This is a genomic window from Streptomyces sp. NPDC060184 (assembly GCF_042728795.1).
GTDB lineage: Bacteria > Actinomycetota > Actinomycetes > Streptomycetales > Streptomycetaceae > Streptomyces.
Genome location: NZ_JBHWYX010000019.1, coordinates 115,044 through 131,386, shown reverse-complemented (window position 1 = coordinate 131,386; position 16,343 = coordinate 115,044). Strand labels below are relative to the sequence as shown.

10 protein-coding genes are annotated in these 16,343 nt (G+C 71.1%); 3 read left to right on the top strand and 7 right to left on the bottom strand.

The annotated features are described in order from the left end of the window. Positions 1-59: 59 nt before the first annotated feature. The 6 genes from ACFWEE_RS15470 to ACFWEE_RS15445 all read right to left on the bottom strand — a co-directional run bounded on the left by ACFWEE_RS15470 (position 60) and on the right by ACFWEE_RS15445 (position 6,937). Positions 60-776 (bottom strand): ABC transporter ATP-binding protein, encoded by a 717-nt coding sequence (locus ACFWEE_RS15470; RefSeq protein ID WP_386889372.1) that lies wholly within the window; start codon positions 774-776, stop codon positions 60-62. Further along, complete coding sequence (locus ACFWEE_RS15465) at positions 773-1,780, bottom strand: ABC transporter ATP-binding protein (protein WP_386889387.1); 1,008 nt, start codon at positions 1,778-1,780, stop codon at positions 773-775. Before ACFWEE_RS15465 ends, ACFWEE_RS15470 begins: the two co-directional genes overlap by 4 nt. A gap of 5 nt (positions 1,781-1,785) precedes the next feature. Continuing rightward, the gene (locus ACFWEE_RS15460; RefSeq protein WP_386889385.1) at positions 1,786-3,579 is read right to left on the bottom strand and encodes a branched-chain amino acid ABC transporter permease; all 1,794 of its coding nucleotides are present in this window, start codon (positions 3,577-3,579) and stop codon (positions 1,786-1,788) included. A 5-nt stretch (positions 3,580-3,584) separates the two neighbouring features. Beyond that, on the bottom strand, positions 3,585-4,514 hold the full coding sequence (locus ACFWEE_RS15455; protein WP_386889370.1) for a branched-chain amino acid ABC transporter permease: 930 nt from the start codon (positions 4,512-4,514) through the stop codon (positions 3,585-3,587). 108 nt (positions 4,515-4,622) lie between these two features. Next, the gene (locus tag ACFWEE_RS15450; protein ID WP_386889383.1) at positions 4,623-5,849 is read right to left on the bottom strand and encodes a branched-chain amino acid ABC transporter substrate-binding protein; all 1,227 of its coding nucleotides are present in this window, start codon (positions 5,847-5,849) and stop codon (positions 4,623-4,625) included. 617 nt (positions 5,850-6,466) lie between these two features. Continuing rightward, the gene (locus ACFWEE_RS15445; RefSeq protein WP_386889368.1) at positions 6,467-6,937 is read right to left on the bottom strand and encodes a PaaI family thioesterase; all 471 of its coding nucleotides are present in this window, start codon (positions 6,935-6,937) and stop codon (positions 6,467-6,469) included. A 279-nt stretch (positions 6,938-7,216) separates the two neighbouring features. Between ACFWEE_RS15445 and mptB the strand changes: the two genes are divergently transcribed. Continuing rightward, positions 7,217-8,704 (top strand): polyprenol phosphomannose-dependent alpha 1,6 mannosyltransferase MptB, encoded by a 1,488-nt coding sequence (gene mptB / locus ACFWEE_RS15440; protein ID WP_386889381.1) that lies wholly within the window; start codon positions 7,217-7,219, stop codon positions 8,702-8,704. 163 nt (positions 8,705-8,867) lie between these two features. Here mptB and ACFWEE_RS15435 read toward each other — a convergent pair whose 3' ends face one another. Further along, positions 8,868-11,141 (bottom strand): FdhF/YdeP family oxidoreductase, encoded by a 2,274-nt coding sequence (locus ACFWEE_RS15435; protein ID WP_386889366.1) that lies wholly within the window; start codon positions 11,139-11,141, stop codon positions 8,868-8,870. A gap of 362 nt (positions 11,142-11,503) precedes the next feature. Here ACFWEE_RS15435 and polA point away from each other — a divergent pair, with 362 nt between their 5' ends. Then, complete coding sequence (gene polA / locus ACFWEE_RS15430) at positions 11,504-14,215, top strand: DNA polymerase I (RefSeq protein ID WP_386889364.1); 2,712 nt, start codon at positions 11,504-11,506, stop codon at positions 14,213-14,215. 337 nt (positions 14,216-14,552) lie between these two features. Then, positions 14,553-16,283 (top strand): lytic transglycosylase domain-containing protein, encoded by a 1,731-nt coding sequence (locus ACFWEE_RS15425; protein ID WP_386889363.1) that lies wholly within the window; start codon positions 14,553-14,555, stop codon positions 16,281-16,283. The last annotated feature ends 60 nt before the right edge of the window (positions 16,284-16,343 follow it).

Here is a 16,343-nt window from a genome sequence, read left to right as displayed (position 1 = left end):
GCCCGCTCCCGAACGTTCGGGAGCGGGCCCTGCGGCGTAGGTGCGCGGGCGTGCGCGGGTCAGTCCTCGCCGAGGTAGGCCTTGCGGACCGATTCGTCGTGCAGGAGGTCGGCTCCGGTGCCGGAGAGGACGATCCTGCCGATCTCCATGACGTGGCCCTGGTCCGCGAGGGAGAGGGCGGCCTGGGCGTTCTGCTCGACCAGGAGGATCGTCGTACCGGAGGCCCGGAGCTCGACGATGGTCTCCATGATCTTCTGCATCATGATCGGGGAGAGGCCCATGGAGGGCTCGTCGAGCATGAGGAGCTTCGGCCGGGACATGAGGGCGCGTCCCATGGCGAGCATCTGCTGTTCGCCGCCCGAGAGGGTTCCGGCGGACTGCCTGCGGCGTTCCCCGAGGATGGGGAAGAGGTCGTAGGCGCGCTGGACGTCCTGTTCGATGCCTGCCTTGTCGCTGCGCAGGTAGGCGCCGAGGAGGAGGTTCTCGGCGATCGTCAGCCGGGGGAAGATGTGGCGTCCCTCGGGGGAGTGGGCGAGGCCCAGGGCGACGATCTTGTGGGCGGGGACGTCGGTGAGGGGTTTCCCGTCGAAGAGGATGCGTCCGCCGGCCGGTTTGATGAGCCCGGAGAGGGTGCGCAGGGTCGTCGTCTTTCCGGCGCCGTTGGTGCCGATGAGGGTGACGACCTGGCCGGCTTCGACGCTGAAGGAGATGCCCTTGACGGCCTCGATCTTGCCGTAGGCGACGCGGAGGTCCTCGACTTCCAGGAGCGCGGTCATGAGGTTTCCTCCTCGGCGGTGGTGCTCTCCGCGGTGGTGCCGTCCGCGGCGGTGCCCTCTGCGGTGGTGCCGGCCGCGGCCGTGCTCTCTGCGGTGCTGCTCTCTGCGGTGGTGCGGTCCGCCGGGGTGCCGTGGGCGGCTCCGGCTCCGGCTTCGGCGGCTTCGACCTCGGCGACCTCGTCGGCGCCGGGGGCTCCTTCGAAGGGGGTGCCGAGGTAGGCGGCGATGACGCGTTCGTCGCCCTGGACGGTGCTGGGCGTGCCTTCGACGAGTTTCTCGCCCTGGACGAGGCAGGCGACGCGGTCGCAGAGGTTGAAGATGAAGCGCATGTCGTGCTCGATGACGAGTACGGCGATGCCCTGGTCGCGGATGGCGAAGATGAGTTCTTCGGTGACGCGGGTTTCCTGCGGGTTCATGCCGGCGGTGGGCTCGTCGAGGAGGAGGAGTCCGGGGTCGCTGGCGAGGGCGCGCGCGATTTCCAGCTTGCGCTGTTCTCCGTAGGGGAGGTTGCGCGCGAGGTGGTCGGCCTTGTGGGCGAGGCCGATGAACTCCAGGAGTTCCATGGAGCGTTCGCGGCTGGCCTTCTCGGCGCGGGTGTGGCTGGGGAGGCGCAGCAGGGCGGACCAGAGTCCGTCGTCGGTGCGGGTGTGGCGGCCGACGAGGACGTTTTCCAGGACGGTCATGTTGGCGAAGAGCCGGATGTTCTGGAAGGTGCGGGCGATGCCTGCCTGGGTGACGAGGTGGGGCTTGGGCGGCAGGACGGTGCCCTTGTAGCTGACCTTGCCCTCGGTGGGGACGTAGAGGCCGGTGAGGCAGTTGAAGAAGGTGGTCTTTCCGGCGCCGTTGGGGCCGATGAGGCCGACGATCTCGCCGCTGTCGACGGTGAGGGAGACGTCGCGTACGGCGGTGAGGCCGCCGAAGCGCATGGTCACGCCGGTGGCGTCGAGGACCGTGCCGCCGGTGGGGGCTCCGGGGGTGCCGGTGGTGTTCGTGGTGGTGGTCATGGTGGTCACGCCCCCGCCTTGGCGATGCCGGCGCCGGTGTCCTCGGACTGCCGTGGTTCGGGTACGTCTGGTTGGTCGGCCTTGTTCTCGTCGGCTTCGTGGAATTCGAGTTGCTTGCGCCGGTCGGCGATGAGGCCTTCGGGGCGGAAGCGCATCAGCAGGATGAGTGCGATGCCGAAGAGGAGGAGCTGGAAGTCCTGCATGAACTGGAGTTTGGCCGGGATGAGGTAGAGGAGCGCGGCGCCGACGAAGGGTCCGCTGAGGGTTCCCATGCCGCCGAGGATGACGGCGGCGAGGAGGAAGGCGGAGTTCGGGGGTACGGCACCGGCGAACTGGTACTGCTCGGGCGTCACGGTGTAGTTGACGTGGGCCTGGACGGTTCCGGCGAGGCCGGCGAGGGTGGCGCCGAGGGCGAAGGCGAGGAGCTTGAGCCGGAAGGCGTTGATGCCCATGGCGGTGGCGGCGGTCTCGTCCTCGCGGATGGCGACCCAGGCGCGGCCGATGCGGGAGTCGCCGGAGCGACGGAAGACGAGGACGACGACGGCGGTGACGAGGAGCATCAGCAGGAAGTAGTTGGCGGACCTGCTGAGGGTGAAGGGGCCGATGTCGTGGCTCTCCCCGAAGGCGAATCCGAGGATGTCGAGGTCGGGGATGGAGGGGATGCCCTGGGATCCGTTGGTGAGGTCGGGTCCGCTGTTGCCGTTCAGGTTGTTGACGGTGACGCGGAAGATCTCTCCGAAGCCGAGGGTGACGATGGCGAGGTAGTCGCCGCGCAGCCGCAGGGTGGGGGCGCCGATGAAGACGCCGAAGATCAGGGAGACGCCCGCTCCGGTGAGGGCCGCCGCCCAGAAGGGGAATTGGATGCCGATCGCGGAGGCGGAGGCGCCGGAGAGGAGGGCGGAGGTGTAGGCGCCGACGCCGAGGAAGGCGACGTATCCGAGGTCGAGGAGGCCCGCGAGGCCGACGACGACGTTGAGGCCCAGGGCGACGGCCGCGAAGATGAGGATGTTCGTGCCGATGAGCGTGTATTCCCCGGTGGACTGCGTGAAGGGGAAGCAGAAGGCGGCGACGAGGGCGGCGGTGAGGGTGACGTTGCGGTGTTTGACCGTCAGCGCGGTGAGGCGGGTGATGAGGCCGGCGCGGTGGAGGGCGGTGAAGCCGAAGGCGAAGGTGAGCAGCGAGCCGATGAAGAGCTCGGTGTACTCGGTGTCGATGATGAACGAGAAGAGGTAGAGGGCGACGCCGAAGGAGGCGGCGATGGTGAGGATCTCGGCCCAGGCGGGGAGTTCGCGGGCGCGGGCCGGGGCGGGGGCGGTCAGGCTGTTGCCGAGGACGGCGAGGCCGCTGGGGTTGTCGTCGGAGAGCGCCTGGTCGGCGGGGAGGCCGAAGGCGGCGAGCGTGGCGATGAGCGCTCCGGCGAGGCTGACCCAGGCTCCGGGTTCGAGGTTGACGATGCCGCCGAGGTCGACGGTGATGGCGCCGACGGCGTAGCCGGTGGTGGTGAGGACGGCGAGTGCGGCGTAGCGCACGGAGGTGTTGGTGCCGCCGGGGGTGAGCCAGCGGAGTCCTCGGATGCCGTATCCGGAGAGGGTGAGGAGGAGGGTGATGAGGGAGCCGGCGAGGGTGAGGACCTGGAGGCCGCCGGGGTAGCCGGTGACGGTGAGGTCGCCGGGGAACTCGTCGGTCCAGGTCCAGGCGAGGAAGGTGCCTGCGAGGGCGATGGCCGTGCCGGCGGTGGTGAGGGCGCGGGCGGTCGCGGGGGGCAGGTTGAGGGGTGCGCGGTTGGTGTGTGTGGTCATCGCTGTCACGCCCGATCCGCGACGCGTTCGCCGAGCAGTCCTTGTGGCCGCAGCAGCAGGACGACGATGAGGAGCACGAAGGCCCACACGTCCTTCCAGGCGCCGCCGCCGAAGAGTTCCATGCCGGGGACGTCGCTCATGTAGCCGGTGGCGAGTGCTTCGGCGAGGCCGAGGACGACGCCGCCGAGCATGGCGCCGTAGATGTTGCCGATGCCGCCGAGCACGGCGGCGGTGAAGGCCTTGAGGCCCATGAGGAAGCCCATTTTGAAGCCGATCTGGCCGTTCTTGAGCCCGTAGGCGACGGCGGCGACGGCGGCGAAGGCGGCACCGATGGCGAAGGCCATGACGATGATGCGGTCGGTGTTGATGCCCATGAGTTTGGCGGTGTCGGGATCCTGCGAGGTGGCCTGCATGCCGCGGCCGGAGCGGGTCTTGGAGACGAAGAGGCCGAGGGCGAGCATGCAGACGGGTGCGGCGATGAGGACGAAGAGGTCGCCGCGTTGGACGTGGGCGCCGAGGAGGTCGAAGGCGTCGCCCTTGAACTGGGGGAACGAGCGGTCGGCCTTGGCGTCCGGGTACCACATCCAGACGGCCTGCTGGAGGGCGAGGGAGAGGCCGATCGCGGTGATGAGGGGGGCGAGGCGGGGTGCGTTGCGCAGGGGCCGGTAGGCGAAGCGTTCGGCGGCGACGCTGACGGCGACGGAGCAGATCACGCCGCCGACGATCATGAGGGGGACGACGGCGAGGAGGTTCCAACCGGAGGGCATACAGGAGTACACGGTGAGCGCCCCGAAGCCTCCGATCATGAAGATTTCGCCGTGTGCGAAGTTGATGAGCTGGATGATTCCGTAGACCATCGTGTAGCCGATCGCGATGAGTCCGTACATCGCGCCGAGGATGAGTCCGTTGGCCAGCTGTTGCGGCAGTTCGTGCACCGCAGGGCCTCCGTTGGAGTGGTTCGGATATGGCACCGCGCGGGAGCGCTGTGGCGCTCCCGCGCGGTCTGGTTGCCCGGGGGCGACCGGAGTGGGGCGTTCTCGCCGTTACTTGGTGACGGCTTCGCTGAGCTTGGAGACCCACTTGCCGCCGTCGACCTGGTAGGCGGTCATCATGGTGTTGGTGGTGTCGCCGTACTGGTCGAAGGCGACCGGGCCGGTCACGCCGTCGAACTGGACCTTGGCCATGGCGGCGAGGACCTTCTCGCGGCTGTCGTCGGGGAGCTTGCCGTCGTTCTCGGCGGCCACGATCTTGACGGCCTCGATGATCGACCAGGTGGCGTCGTAGGTGCCGCCGCCGTAGGCCTCGTAGGCGTCCTTGTAACCGGCGGCCGAGTAGTCCGCGATGAACTTCTTGGCGGAGTCGAGCTCTTCGACGGGCTTGCCGACGGAGGTGGCGATGTCGCCCTGGGCCTTCTTGTTGAGGCTGATGAAGTCGGCGCTGTACATGCCGTCGCCGCCCATGAGCGGGATCTGGACGCTGTCCTTGAGCTGCTGGCTCAGGGGCGCGCCGGCGGGGTACTCGCCGCCGTAGTAGACGGCCTTGGCGCCGGAGCTCTTCACCTTGGTGACGACGGAGTTGAAGTCGCGGTCGTCGGGGTTGACGTGGTCGCTGCCGACGATCTTTCCACCGAGGCCGGTGAAGGTCGTCTTGAAGGAGGCGGCGAGGCCGGCGCCGTAGGTCTTCTGGTCGTCGATCAGGTAGACGTCCTTGATGCCCGCGTTCTTGAACAGGTAGTTCGCGGCGAAGGCGCCCTGGATGGCGTCGGTGGTGGCGGTGCGGAAGTACGTCTTGAACGGGCGCTTCTTGGCCGCGTCTCCGTCCTTCCAGTTGTCGCCCTGGGTCAGCTCGGTGCCGGTGTTGGCGGGGGAGACCTGGGTGAGGCTGGCGTCCTCGAAGGGCTTCTGCATCGACTGGGCGACGCTGGAGTTGAGGGGGCCGACGACGCCGACGAGGTCCTTGTTGCCGATGAACTTCTGGGCGTTCTGGCCGCCGACGGAGGGCTGGGCCTGGTCGTCGAGGGGCTGGAGCTCGAACGTGATGCCCGGGACCGTCTTCTCCTTGTTCGCCGTCTTGACGGCGAGGTCGGCGGAGTTCTTGATGCCGAGGCCGAGGGCGGAGAGGTCGCCGGTCAGGGGGGCGTCGAGGCCGATGACGACGGTCTGGTTCTCGGCGCTGCCGCTCGCGCCGTCGCTGCCCTTGTCGTCGTCGCGCGACCCGCAGGCGGTGAGGGTGAGCGCTCCGGTGGTGAGCACTGCGGTGAGTATGAGCAAGGAACGGTGTCGCACGAAAAGTCCTTTCCCTGGCGCGGCCTCCTCCGTTGAGGTGCCTGTCGTTCGCCAAGCCGTACGTGCTGGGTACAGGGGCGTGCTGCTGCCGCGCCCGGCGGCGCGGTGACTGGCGGTGACTCTAGGCGCAGGCGGTGGGATCGTGGACGGGTGTGGGCAAGGATGTGACTGTCTTGTTATGAGTTGAGGAAAGCTTGAGGTGTGCTGGGGGAGTTGGGGCGATTCGGGCCCGGTGGATTTCTCTCGCATGGTGAGAACGCCCAGCTCTGCTAAGGGGCTTGGGGTGATCTTGGTGCTGACGCGCGGGCTCGCGCGTGGTGCATGGGGGAGGGGTCCGGGGGTACGGGGAGGGGCGTGGGGTGGGAGTCGCGTTCATTGCGCGCCTGTTACGCAGTGTTACGCCGCGCCGTCCGCTGCTCTGTCGCCCTCGCGGTGTGGCGTGAAGTGGTGCATTGAACCCCGTGCGGTGTCAGGGTAGTTGGCTGAATTTCATGGTCAACTTCCGTTACGTGTAGTGCACATGAAGATGCCCGGCCGGATGGTTCACGAGCCCGGCCGGGCAGGGGGAGAGCAGGGGTGCGGGGATGTGGCGGCGCGGACGGTCAGCCCGCGGCCGGCACCTCGCGCAGCAGGCAGGTGAGGCGGGCGGTGCACACGCGCTTGCCGTGGTCGTCGGCGATGACGACCTCGTAGGTGGCGGTGGAGCGTCCGCGGTGCACGGGGGTGGCGACACCGGTCACCAGCCCGCTGCGGGCGCCCCGGTGGTGGGTGCAGTTGAGGTCGACGCCGACCGCGAGCTTCCCGGCGCCGCCGTGGAGCATGGCGCCGACGGAGCCGAGGGTCTCGGCGAGCACCGCGGACGCCCCGCCGTGCAGGAGGCCGTAGGGCTGGGTGTTGCCCTCGACCGGCATGGTCCCGACGACGCGTTCCGCCGAGGCTTCGGTGATCCGCACGCCCATCCGCTCGCCGAGGTGCCCCGCGGAGAAGAGGGCGGGCAGGTCGACGCCGAGCGAGGCGTACTCGTCGATGACCTCCTGCGGAAACACGGGTGCGGATGTGCTCTGGTCGCCCATGGGTTCGGCTCCGTTCGTCCGGTGGTGTCTTCGCTGTGCGCTCCGTTCTTACCAGAGACCACTGAGCGGATGCTTAGGTGCTCTCCGGTCGTGGTCCGCCGGAGACCACCTCGGTGCGGCGGCCCCGGGACCACCGCGGGTATCCCCGGACGGCCATACGGGGGAGGACGGCCGTTCACCGCGGTTCGGTAGGTTGGCCCGATGCGGGGACTGGGTCGTGTGGTGAATGTGGCGTCGTCCGCCCGGAGGGCGGGGCGGGCGGTGTCCGGTGCGCGCGGCCTGGGTGTCGTGGGATGTCGCCGGCTGGGACTGGCCGGTTCGCTGGGGGTCGGCGCGGGCGGCTGGGTCGCCGGCGGACTGCCGGTGCACGACCCCTGGGGCTGGTGGACGGAGCGGGGCCCCGCCGTGACCGCTGCCGGAACCGTCCTCGCGTACGCCGGGCTCACCGCGCTCGTCGTCGCCTGGTGGGCGTACGGCCGGGCCGGCGCCTCCGTACGGCACACCCTGGTGACGCTCGCCTGGTGGGCGGCGCCGCTGCTGCTGGCGCCGCCCCTGTACAGCGCGGACGTCTACAGCTACGTCGCGCAGGGAGCGATGGTCCTCGAAGGCCACGACGTCTACAGCCAGGGCCCCTCGGTCCTCGACCCGGCGGGCTTCGCGGGCGACGCGGCGGCGAGCGTCGGCGGGCACTGGACCGACACCCCCGCCCCGTACGGCCCCTTCTTCCTGCTGCTGGCGCGGGGCGCGGCGGCGTTCACCGGCGGCACCCTGGTCCCCGCCGTCCTGGTACTGCGCCTGGTCGCGGTGGCGGCGCTGGTGCTGATCGTCTGGGCCGTGCGGCGGCTGGCGCGCGACTACGGGGCCGACGAGAGCGGGGCGCTCCGGCTCGCGGCGCTCAACCCCCTGCTCCTGATCCACGTGGTGGGCGGGGTGCACAACGACGGCCTGATGGCCGCGCTCGCGCTCGCGGGCGCGGTGTGCGCGCTGCGTGGCCGCTGGGTGCTCGGAGCCGCCCTGATCGGGCTGGCGATGATGGTCAAGTCGCCCGCCGGCCTGGCCCTGTTGTTCGTCGGCGTGGTCGTGGGCAGATCCTCCGCGGGGTCCCCCGCGCGACGGATCGCGCGGGGAGCGTTCGGACCGGGGCTGGTCGCCGCCGCGACGGTGCTGCTGGTCTCCGTGGTGAGCGGCACCGGCTTCGGCTGGCTGCGCACCCAGGGCGTCGCGGGAGCCATCCACACCTGGCTCTCCGTCTCCAGCGACCTGGGGGCCGGGCTCGGCGCGCTCGCTCACCTGGCTGCGGGGGCCGACCAGGACACGGTGAAGCAGGTCGTGCAGCTCCTCGGACTCGCCGCCGCGGGGGTCCTGATCGCCCGCTTCGGGTGGCGCTCGGCGACCGGCCGCCTGGACCCCGTACTGGCGCTGGGCCTGGCGCTGACGGCGCTGGTGGTGCTCTCGCCGATGGTGCAGCCGTGGTACGTCCTGTGGGGCGTGCCGTTCGTCGCCGTACGGGCCTGCCGAGGCCCGGCCGGCCGCGGGCTCGCGGTGCTCTCGGCGGCGCTGACGTACGAGACGCACCCCTCGGGCGCGACCCCCGGCGTCGGCTTCGCGGTGGCGGGGGCGGTCGCGGTGGCGGGGGCGCTGCTGCTGCGCCGGGAGGCCGCGGCGGACCGCGCCGGGAGCGAGGGCCGCGGGGGGACCGGAGTGCCGGGACCCCGTCGCCCCGGCACGGTGCGCGACGGGACCCCTGCGGGGACGGCCCCGGCCTGAGCCGGTGCGGGCGCCCGTACGGGAGGGCCGTGCTGCCGTCGCGGGCGCTCGTGCGGGAGGGCCGTGGAGCCGTCGCGGGCGCTCGTGCGGGAGGGGCCGGGTCCAAGCCGGGAGGGACGCCCCACGGGAGGGGTCGGCGTGCCGGGCCGCCCTGTGCGCCGGGTCAGCCCGCGGGCTCGAAGCGGACCACGACCGACTTGCTGGCGGGGGTGTTGCTGGTGTCGGCGGTCGAGTCGAGCGGCACCAGGACGTTCGTCTCCGGGTAGTAGGCGGCGGCGCAGCCCCGGGCGGTGGCGTAGTGCACGACGCGGAAGCCGGGGGCGCGGCGTTCGGTGCCGTCCCTCCATTCGCTGACGAGGTCGGTGTAGGCGCCGTCGGCGAGACCGAGTGCGCGGGCGTCGTCGGGGTTGACGAGGACGACGCGGCGGCCGTCCTTGATGCCGCGGTAGCGGTCGTCGAGCCCGTAGATCGTGGTGTTGTACTGGTCGTGGGAGCGCAGGGTCTGCAACAGCAGCCTGCCTTCGGGGAGTTCGGGGTACTCCACGGGCGCGGCGGTGAAGTTGGCCTTGCCGGTGGCGGTCGGGAAGCGGCGGGCGTCGCGCGGGCCGTGGGGGAGGGTGAATCCGCCGGGGCGGGCGACGCGGGCGTTGAAGTCCTCGAAGCCGGGCACCACACGGGAGATGCGGTCGCGGATCGTCCCGTAGTCCTTCTCGAACTCCTCCCAGGGGGTCTTCGAGCCGGGGCCGAGGACGGCGCGTGCCATGCGGGCGACGATGGCGGGTTCGGAGAGCAGGTGCGGGCTCGCGGGGGCGAGGTTGCCGCGGGAGGCGTGCACCATGCTCATGGAGTCCTCGACGGTCACGAACTGCTTGCCGCCGGCCTGGACGTCCTTGTCGGTACGGCCGAGGGTCGGCAGGATCAGGGCGCGGCTGCCGGTGACCGCGTGCGAACGGTTGAGCTTGGTCGACACGTGCACGGTGAGGCGGGCGCGGCGCATCGCCGCCTCGGTGACGTCGGTGTCGGGGGTGGCGGCGACGAAGTTGCCGCCCATCGCGAAGAAGACCTTGGCGTCGCCGTCGCGCAGCGCGCGGATCGCGCGGACCACGTCGTACCCGTGGTGGCGCGGCGAGGTGATGCCGAACTCCCGGTCGAGGGCGTCGAGGAAGGCGGGCGCGGGACGCTCGTAGATGCCCATGGTGCGGTCGCCCTGGACGTTGGAGTGGCCGCGCACGGGGCAGACTCCCGCGCCCGGACGCCCGATGTTGCCGCGCAGCAGAAGGAAGTTGACGACCTCGCGGATGGTGGGCACGGAGTGCTTGTGCTGGGTGAGGCCCATCGCCCAGCAGACGATGGTGCGCTCCGAGGCGAGGACCAGGCCGAGGGCCTTCTCGATGTCGGCGCGGTCGAGCCCGGTGGCGGTGAGGGTCTCGTCCCAGTCGGCTTCCCGGGCGGCCCGGGCGAACTCCTCGTAGCCGTGGGTGTGTTCGTCGACGAACGCGGTGTCGACGGCACCCTCCGTCTCCAGGATCAGCTTGTTGAGGAGGCGGAAGAGGGCCTGGTCGCCGCCGAGGCGGATCTGGAGGAAGAGGTCGGTGAGGGCGGTGCCCCTGAGCATGCCCTGCGGGGTCTGCGGGTTCTTGAAGCGCTCCAGGCCGGCTTCGGGCAGCGGGTTCACCGAGATGATCTTCGCCCCGGCGTGCTTGGCCTTCTCCAGGGCGGAGAGCATGCGCGGGTGGTTGGTGCCGGGGTTCTGCCCGGCGACGATGATCAGATCGGCCTGGTGGAAATCTTCCAGGGAGACGCTGCCCTTGCCTATGCCGATGGTCTCCACGAGCGCCGAGCCGGACGACTCGTGGCACATGTTGGAGCAGTCCGGCAGGTTGTTGGTGCCGTACTCGCGGGCGAAGAGCTGGAGGAGGAACGCGGCTTCGTTGCTGGTGCGGCCGGACGTGTAGAACAGGGCCTCGTCGGGGGAGCCGAGCGCACGGAGTTCGTCGGCGATGACGGCGAAGGCGTCGTCCCAGCCGATCGCCTCGTAGGTGTCCGCGCCCTCGGGGAGGTACATCGGCTGCGTGATCCGGCCCTGCTGGCCGAGCCAGTACCCGCTGCGGCCGGCGAGGTCGGAGACCGGGTGCGCGGCGAAGAACTCCGGGGTGACCCGGCGCAGTGTCGCCTCCTCGGCGACGGCCTTGGCGCCGTTCTCGCAGAACTCCGCGGTGTGGCGTTTGTCGCCTTCCGGCCAGGCGCAGCCGGGACAGTCGAAGCCGTTCTTCTGGTTGACCTTGAGGAGGGTGCGCGCGGTGCGGCCCAGCCCCATCTGCTGCTGGGCCATGAGCAGCGAGTGGGCGACGGCGGGCAGCCCGGCGGCGGCGTGCTGGGCCTCGTGGACCTGCGGGGCGTCCTGGACCGGGTCTCCGGTCGGGGGCTTCGTGGCCATGGTTGCTCCCCTTCGAGCGCGTGGGTTCCTCTCGTTCGATCCTGTCACGGCCGTTGAGGGGTGCATCCGGAAGGAGACGGACGCATCCGGAAGGAGATGGTTGCGTCCGGAGGGATACAGACGTCTTTCGGAAGCAGACGGACGCGTTTCGGAGGGAGGTGGATCCGTTTCGGAGGGTCCCGGACGCGTTCGGAGGGAGGCGGTCGCGTCCGGACGGGGGGAGACGCGTGCGGGGAGGGCGGGGGCGGGTGCGGGGGAGGCCCGGGGCGCGTGCGGGGAGGCAGGGGGCGGGTTCGGGAACGGCGGGACGCGGCGCCCGCGTGCGGTCCGTGATGTCGGTGGGCCGTGGCAGGATCGTGTACGTGGCTGAGACAGCATCGAAGAAGACGGCAGACAACCGACCGCGCCTGCTCCTCATGGACGGGCACTCCCTGGCGTACCGGGCGTTCTTCGCCCTGCCCGCGGAGAATTTCACGACCGGGACGGGGCAGCCGACGAACGCCGTGTACGGCTTCGCCTCGATGCTGGCGAACACGCTGCGCGACGAGGCGCCCACGCACTTCGCGGTGGCGTTCGACGTGTCCCGCAAGACCTGGCGCGCCAAGGAGTTCCCCGAGTACAAGGCGAACCGCTCCAAGACCCCCGACGAGTTCAAGGGGCAGGTCGAGCTGATCGGCGAGCTGCTGGACGCGATGCGCGCGGACCGGTTCGCCGTCGACGGCTTCGAGGCCGACGACGTGATCGCCACGCTCGCCACCCAGGCGGAGGCCGCCGGGTTCGAGGTGCTGATCGTCACCGGCGACCGCGACTCCTTCCAGCTCATCACCGACAACGTCACGGTCCTCTACCCGACCAAGGGCGTCTCCGAGCTGACCCGCTTCACCCCGGAGAAGGTCGAGGAGAAGTACGGCCTCACCCCCGCCCAGTACCCGGACTTCGCCGCGCTGCGCGGCGACCCGTCGGACAACCTCCCCGGGATCCCCAAGGTGGGCGAGAAGACCGCCGCGAAGTGGATCAACCAGTTCGGCTCCTTCGAGGAGCTGGTGGCCCGCGCCGACGAGGTCAAGGGCGTGGCCGGGCAGAACTTCCGCGACCACCTGGACGCGGTGCGGATGAACCGCCTGCTGACCGAGATGGTGCGCGACGTGGAGCTCCCGAAGGGCCCCGCCGAGCTGGAGCGCGCCCCGTACGACCGCGCCGCCGTCACCGGGGTGCTGGACGTCCTGGAGATCCGCAACCCGAGCCTGCGGGAGCGGCTGCTCGCCGTCGACCCGGGCGCGGCCGAGGAGGAGGCCCCCGCCCCGGCCGCCGGGGTCGAGCTGGACGGCACGGTCCTCGCCACCGGACAGGTCGCCGGGTGGCTGGCCGAGCACGGCGCGCAGCCGCTGGGCATGGCCACCGTGGACACCTGGGCGCTGGGCGCCGGGACGGTCACCGAGATCGCCCTGGCGGCGGTCGGCGGGGCCGCGGCCTGGCTGGACCCGACGGAGCTCGACGCCTCGGACGAAGAGGCGTTCACGGCCTGGCTCGCCGACCCGGAGCGGCCGAAAGTCCTGCACAACGCCAAGGCGGCCATGCGGGTCTTCCCCGAGCTCGGCTGGCACATCGAGGGCGTCACCATGGACACCGCGCTCGCGGCGTACCTGGTGAAGCCGGGACGCCGGTCGTTCGCGCTGGACGCGCTGGCGGTGGAGTACCTCGGACGCGAGCTGGCCCCCGCCGCCGCGGCGGACGGGCAGCTCGCGTTCGGCGCGGACGACCGCGCCGAGGCGGACGCCCTGATGACGCAGGCGCGTGCCGTCCTCGACCTCGGCGCCGCGTTCAGCACCCGGCTCAGGGAAGTCGGCGCGCTCGACCTGCTGCACGACATGGAGCTGCCCACCTCGATCCTGCTGGCCCGGCTGGAGCGGCACGGCATCGCCGCCGACCGCGCCCATCTGGAAGCGATGGAGCAGCAGTTCGCGGGCGCCGTGCAGCAGGCCATAAAGGAGGCGCACGCGGCGGTGGGCCGGGAGTTCAACCTCGGCTCGCCCAAGCAGCTCCAGGAAGTCCTCTTCGGCGAACTGGGCCTGCCCAAGACCAAGAAGACGAAGACCGGGTACACCACCGACGCCGACGCGCTGGCCTGGCTCGCCGCACAGACCGATCACGAGCTGCCGGTGATCATGCTGCGCCACCGGGAGCAGGCGAAGCTGCGGGTCACCGTCGAGGGCCTGATCAAGACGATCGCGGCCGACGGCCGTATCCACACCACGTTCAACCAGACGGTGGCGGCGACCGGACGTCTCTCCTCCACCGACCCCAACCTCCAGAACATCCCGGTCCGTACGGACGAGGGGCGCGCGATCCGCCGGGGCTTCGTCGTCGGCGAGGGCTTCGAGACCCTGATGACGGCGGACTACAGCCAGATCGAACTGAGGGTGATGGCCCACCTCTCCGAGGACGCCGGCCTGATCGAGGCGTTCACCTCGGGCGAGGACCTGCACACCACGGTCGCCTCCCAGGTGTTCGGCGTCGACAAGTCGGCCGTCGACCCGGAGATGCGGCGCAAGATCAAGGCCATGTCGTACGGACTCGCCTACGGCCTCTCCGCGTTCGGGCTCTCCCAGCAGCTCAACATCGAGGCGGGCGAGGCGCGTGGCCTGATGGACACGTACTTCCAGCGCTTCGGCGGAGTACGCGACTACCTCCACCGGGTCGTCGAGGAAGCCAGGTCCACCGGGTACACCGAAACGGTCTTCGGCCGCCGCCGGTATCTCCCCGACCTCAACAGCGACAACCGCCAGCGGCGCGAGATGGCGGAGCGCATGGCGCTCAACGCCCCGATCCAGGGCACCGCCGCGGACATCGTGAAGGTCGCGATGCTCCACGTGGACCGGGCGCTGACGAAGGCCGAACTGAAGTCCCGGATGCTGCTCCAGGTGCACGACGAAATCGTGCTGGAGATCGCACCGGGCGAGAGCGCCGAGGTGGAGGGGATCCTCCGCCACGAGATGGCTTCGGCCGTGTCGTTGCGCGCCCCGCTGGACGTGTCGGTCGGCGTGGGCACCGACTGGGAGTCCGCGGCGCACTGACGAGGGCGCGACCGACGGGGCGCCTTCCCCGCGGGACGGAGGCCGGGCACGACGTGTCCGGCCTCCGTCATGTCCGGCCTCCGTCACGTCCGGCACAGGAAGCCAGGGGCGCGGGGGCGCAGGGGTGCAGAGGCAGGAGAGGGGCAGGGGCAGGAGAGGGGCGGAGGGCGACCACCGCGCCGGAAGCGAGGTGCAGTACAACTTCGGTTGAACATCGTGAGAAACCAGTAAGAACCGGTCAGACGACTGTGTCGAAGCATCAGGAGTTGCCGTAGGGTCACGGGAGTCCTCGCGCTGGGGAGCGCGAACAGCCGTCGTCGGGGAGGGACCAGACCATATGGCAGCGCAATTCGGCCGTCGCCTGCGCAGAGGGGCCACCAGCACCGCGGTGGCCGCCGCCGTCGTCGCGGCGCTCTCCGCCTCGCAGGCACCCGGAGCGACCCTGGGCCTGGCCACGCAGCCCGGCGGGAACGACCAGCCGGCCGCGGCCGAACCCGAAGACGGTGCGGCCACCGGCAACGACCAGTACCACACCGACCTGCCGCCGCTGACGACCCCCGGCACCCCACGCACCTCCGTCGATCTGCCCGCCACCAGCGCCGAGTCGGGCATTCCGGCCTCGGTCCTCGCCGCGTACAAGCAGGCCCAGTCGACCATCGCCGGCACCGACCCGGCCTGCCGGCTGCCCTGGCAACTCCTCGCCGCCATCGGAAAGGTGGAGTCGGGCCAGGCACGCGGCGGCAAGGTCGACGCGAGCGGCACCACGCTCAGCCCGATCCTCGGCCCCGCCCTCGACGGCAACGGGTTCGCGCTCATCCCGGACACCGACAACGGCGCGTACGACAACGACACCGTCACCGACCGCGCGGTCGGGCCGATGCAGTTCATCCCGTCCACCTGGGCGACCTGGGGCCAGGACGCCAACGGCGACGGGCGTAAGGACCCCAACAACGTCTACGACGCGGCGCTCGCCGCCGGGCGTTACCTCTGCGCCGGTAACCGGGACCTGTCCATCGACACCGACATCGACCGTGCGGTGCTGAGTTACAACCACTCCAGCGCCTACCTGTCGACCGTGCGGTCCTGGTTCGAGTACTACAACAACGGCACGCACTCCGTACCCGACGGAACCGGTGTCCTGCCGACCACCCCCGGCCCGGCGACCGACACCACGACCGGCTCGGCCTCGGCCTCGGCATCGCCCTCGCCGTCGCCCTCGCCCTCGACGTCTCCGTCGGGCTCGCCGTCCCCGGACCCGACGCCCGGGACCGCCTCGCCGTCCCCGAGTCCCTCCGAGACGCCGGGCGGCAAGCCCGGGGGCACCCAGACCACCAAGCCGCCCACGACCACCACGCCCCCGTCGCCCTCCGACGTACGCAAGCTCGCGGGGATCGAGAACGCGGGCACCGGGACCCTGACCGCCATGGCGGGCCAGGACTTCGCCGGGGACGTCACCGTCCGGGCCGTCGACGGCGAGGGCGACAGCTTCGCCCAGGCTCCCGTCACCTTCACGATCAGCGGCGACACCGACGCCCGCTTCGCCGGCGGGGCCACGAGCGCCGAGGTCGTCACCTCGGCGGACGGCACCGCCAGCGCCCCGGCGCTGGTGGCGGGCGAGACCACGGGCGACTTCCAGATCCACGCCGTCGCCGGCACCACCGGGCAGTTCAGCCTCTCCTTCACGGCGACCGTCACGGCCCGCCGCGCCGACGCAGTCGCCCGGACGACCAGCACCGCCCTGACGGCCGTCCAGGGCGGCGAGTTCGCCGAGGACGTCCAGGTCAAGGCCACTCTCGGTGGGGCCGTCGCCTCCGGTGTCGCCGTCACCGCCACGATCCTCGACAGCGCCGGGCAGCCCGTGCCGGAGGGCCAGGGCCCCCGCTTCACCGGAGCGAACGACACCTCGGTCAGCACGCTCACCGGTCTGACGACCGACGCGGACGGCCTGCTCACCCTCCCGCGGATCCACGCGGGCGACACGGCGGGCACGTACACGCTGCGGATCACCACCGAGGGCGGCGCCGTCCTCGACATCGAGCTCACCGTCGAGGCGCCGCCCGCCGCCTGACGCCGCTCAGCACCCCCGCGCGCCCGTACCGAGCACCTCCCGGTCCGGGCGCGCGGCCGT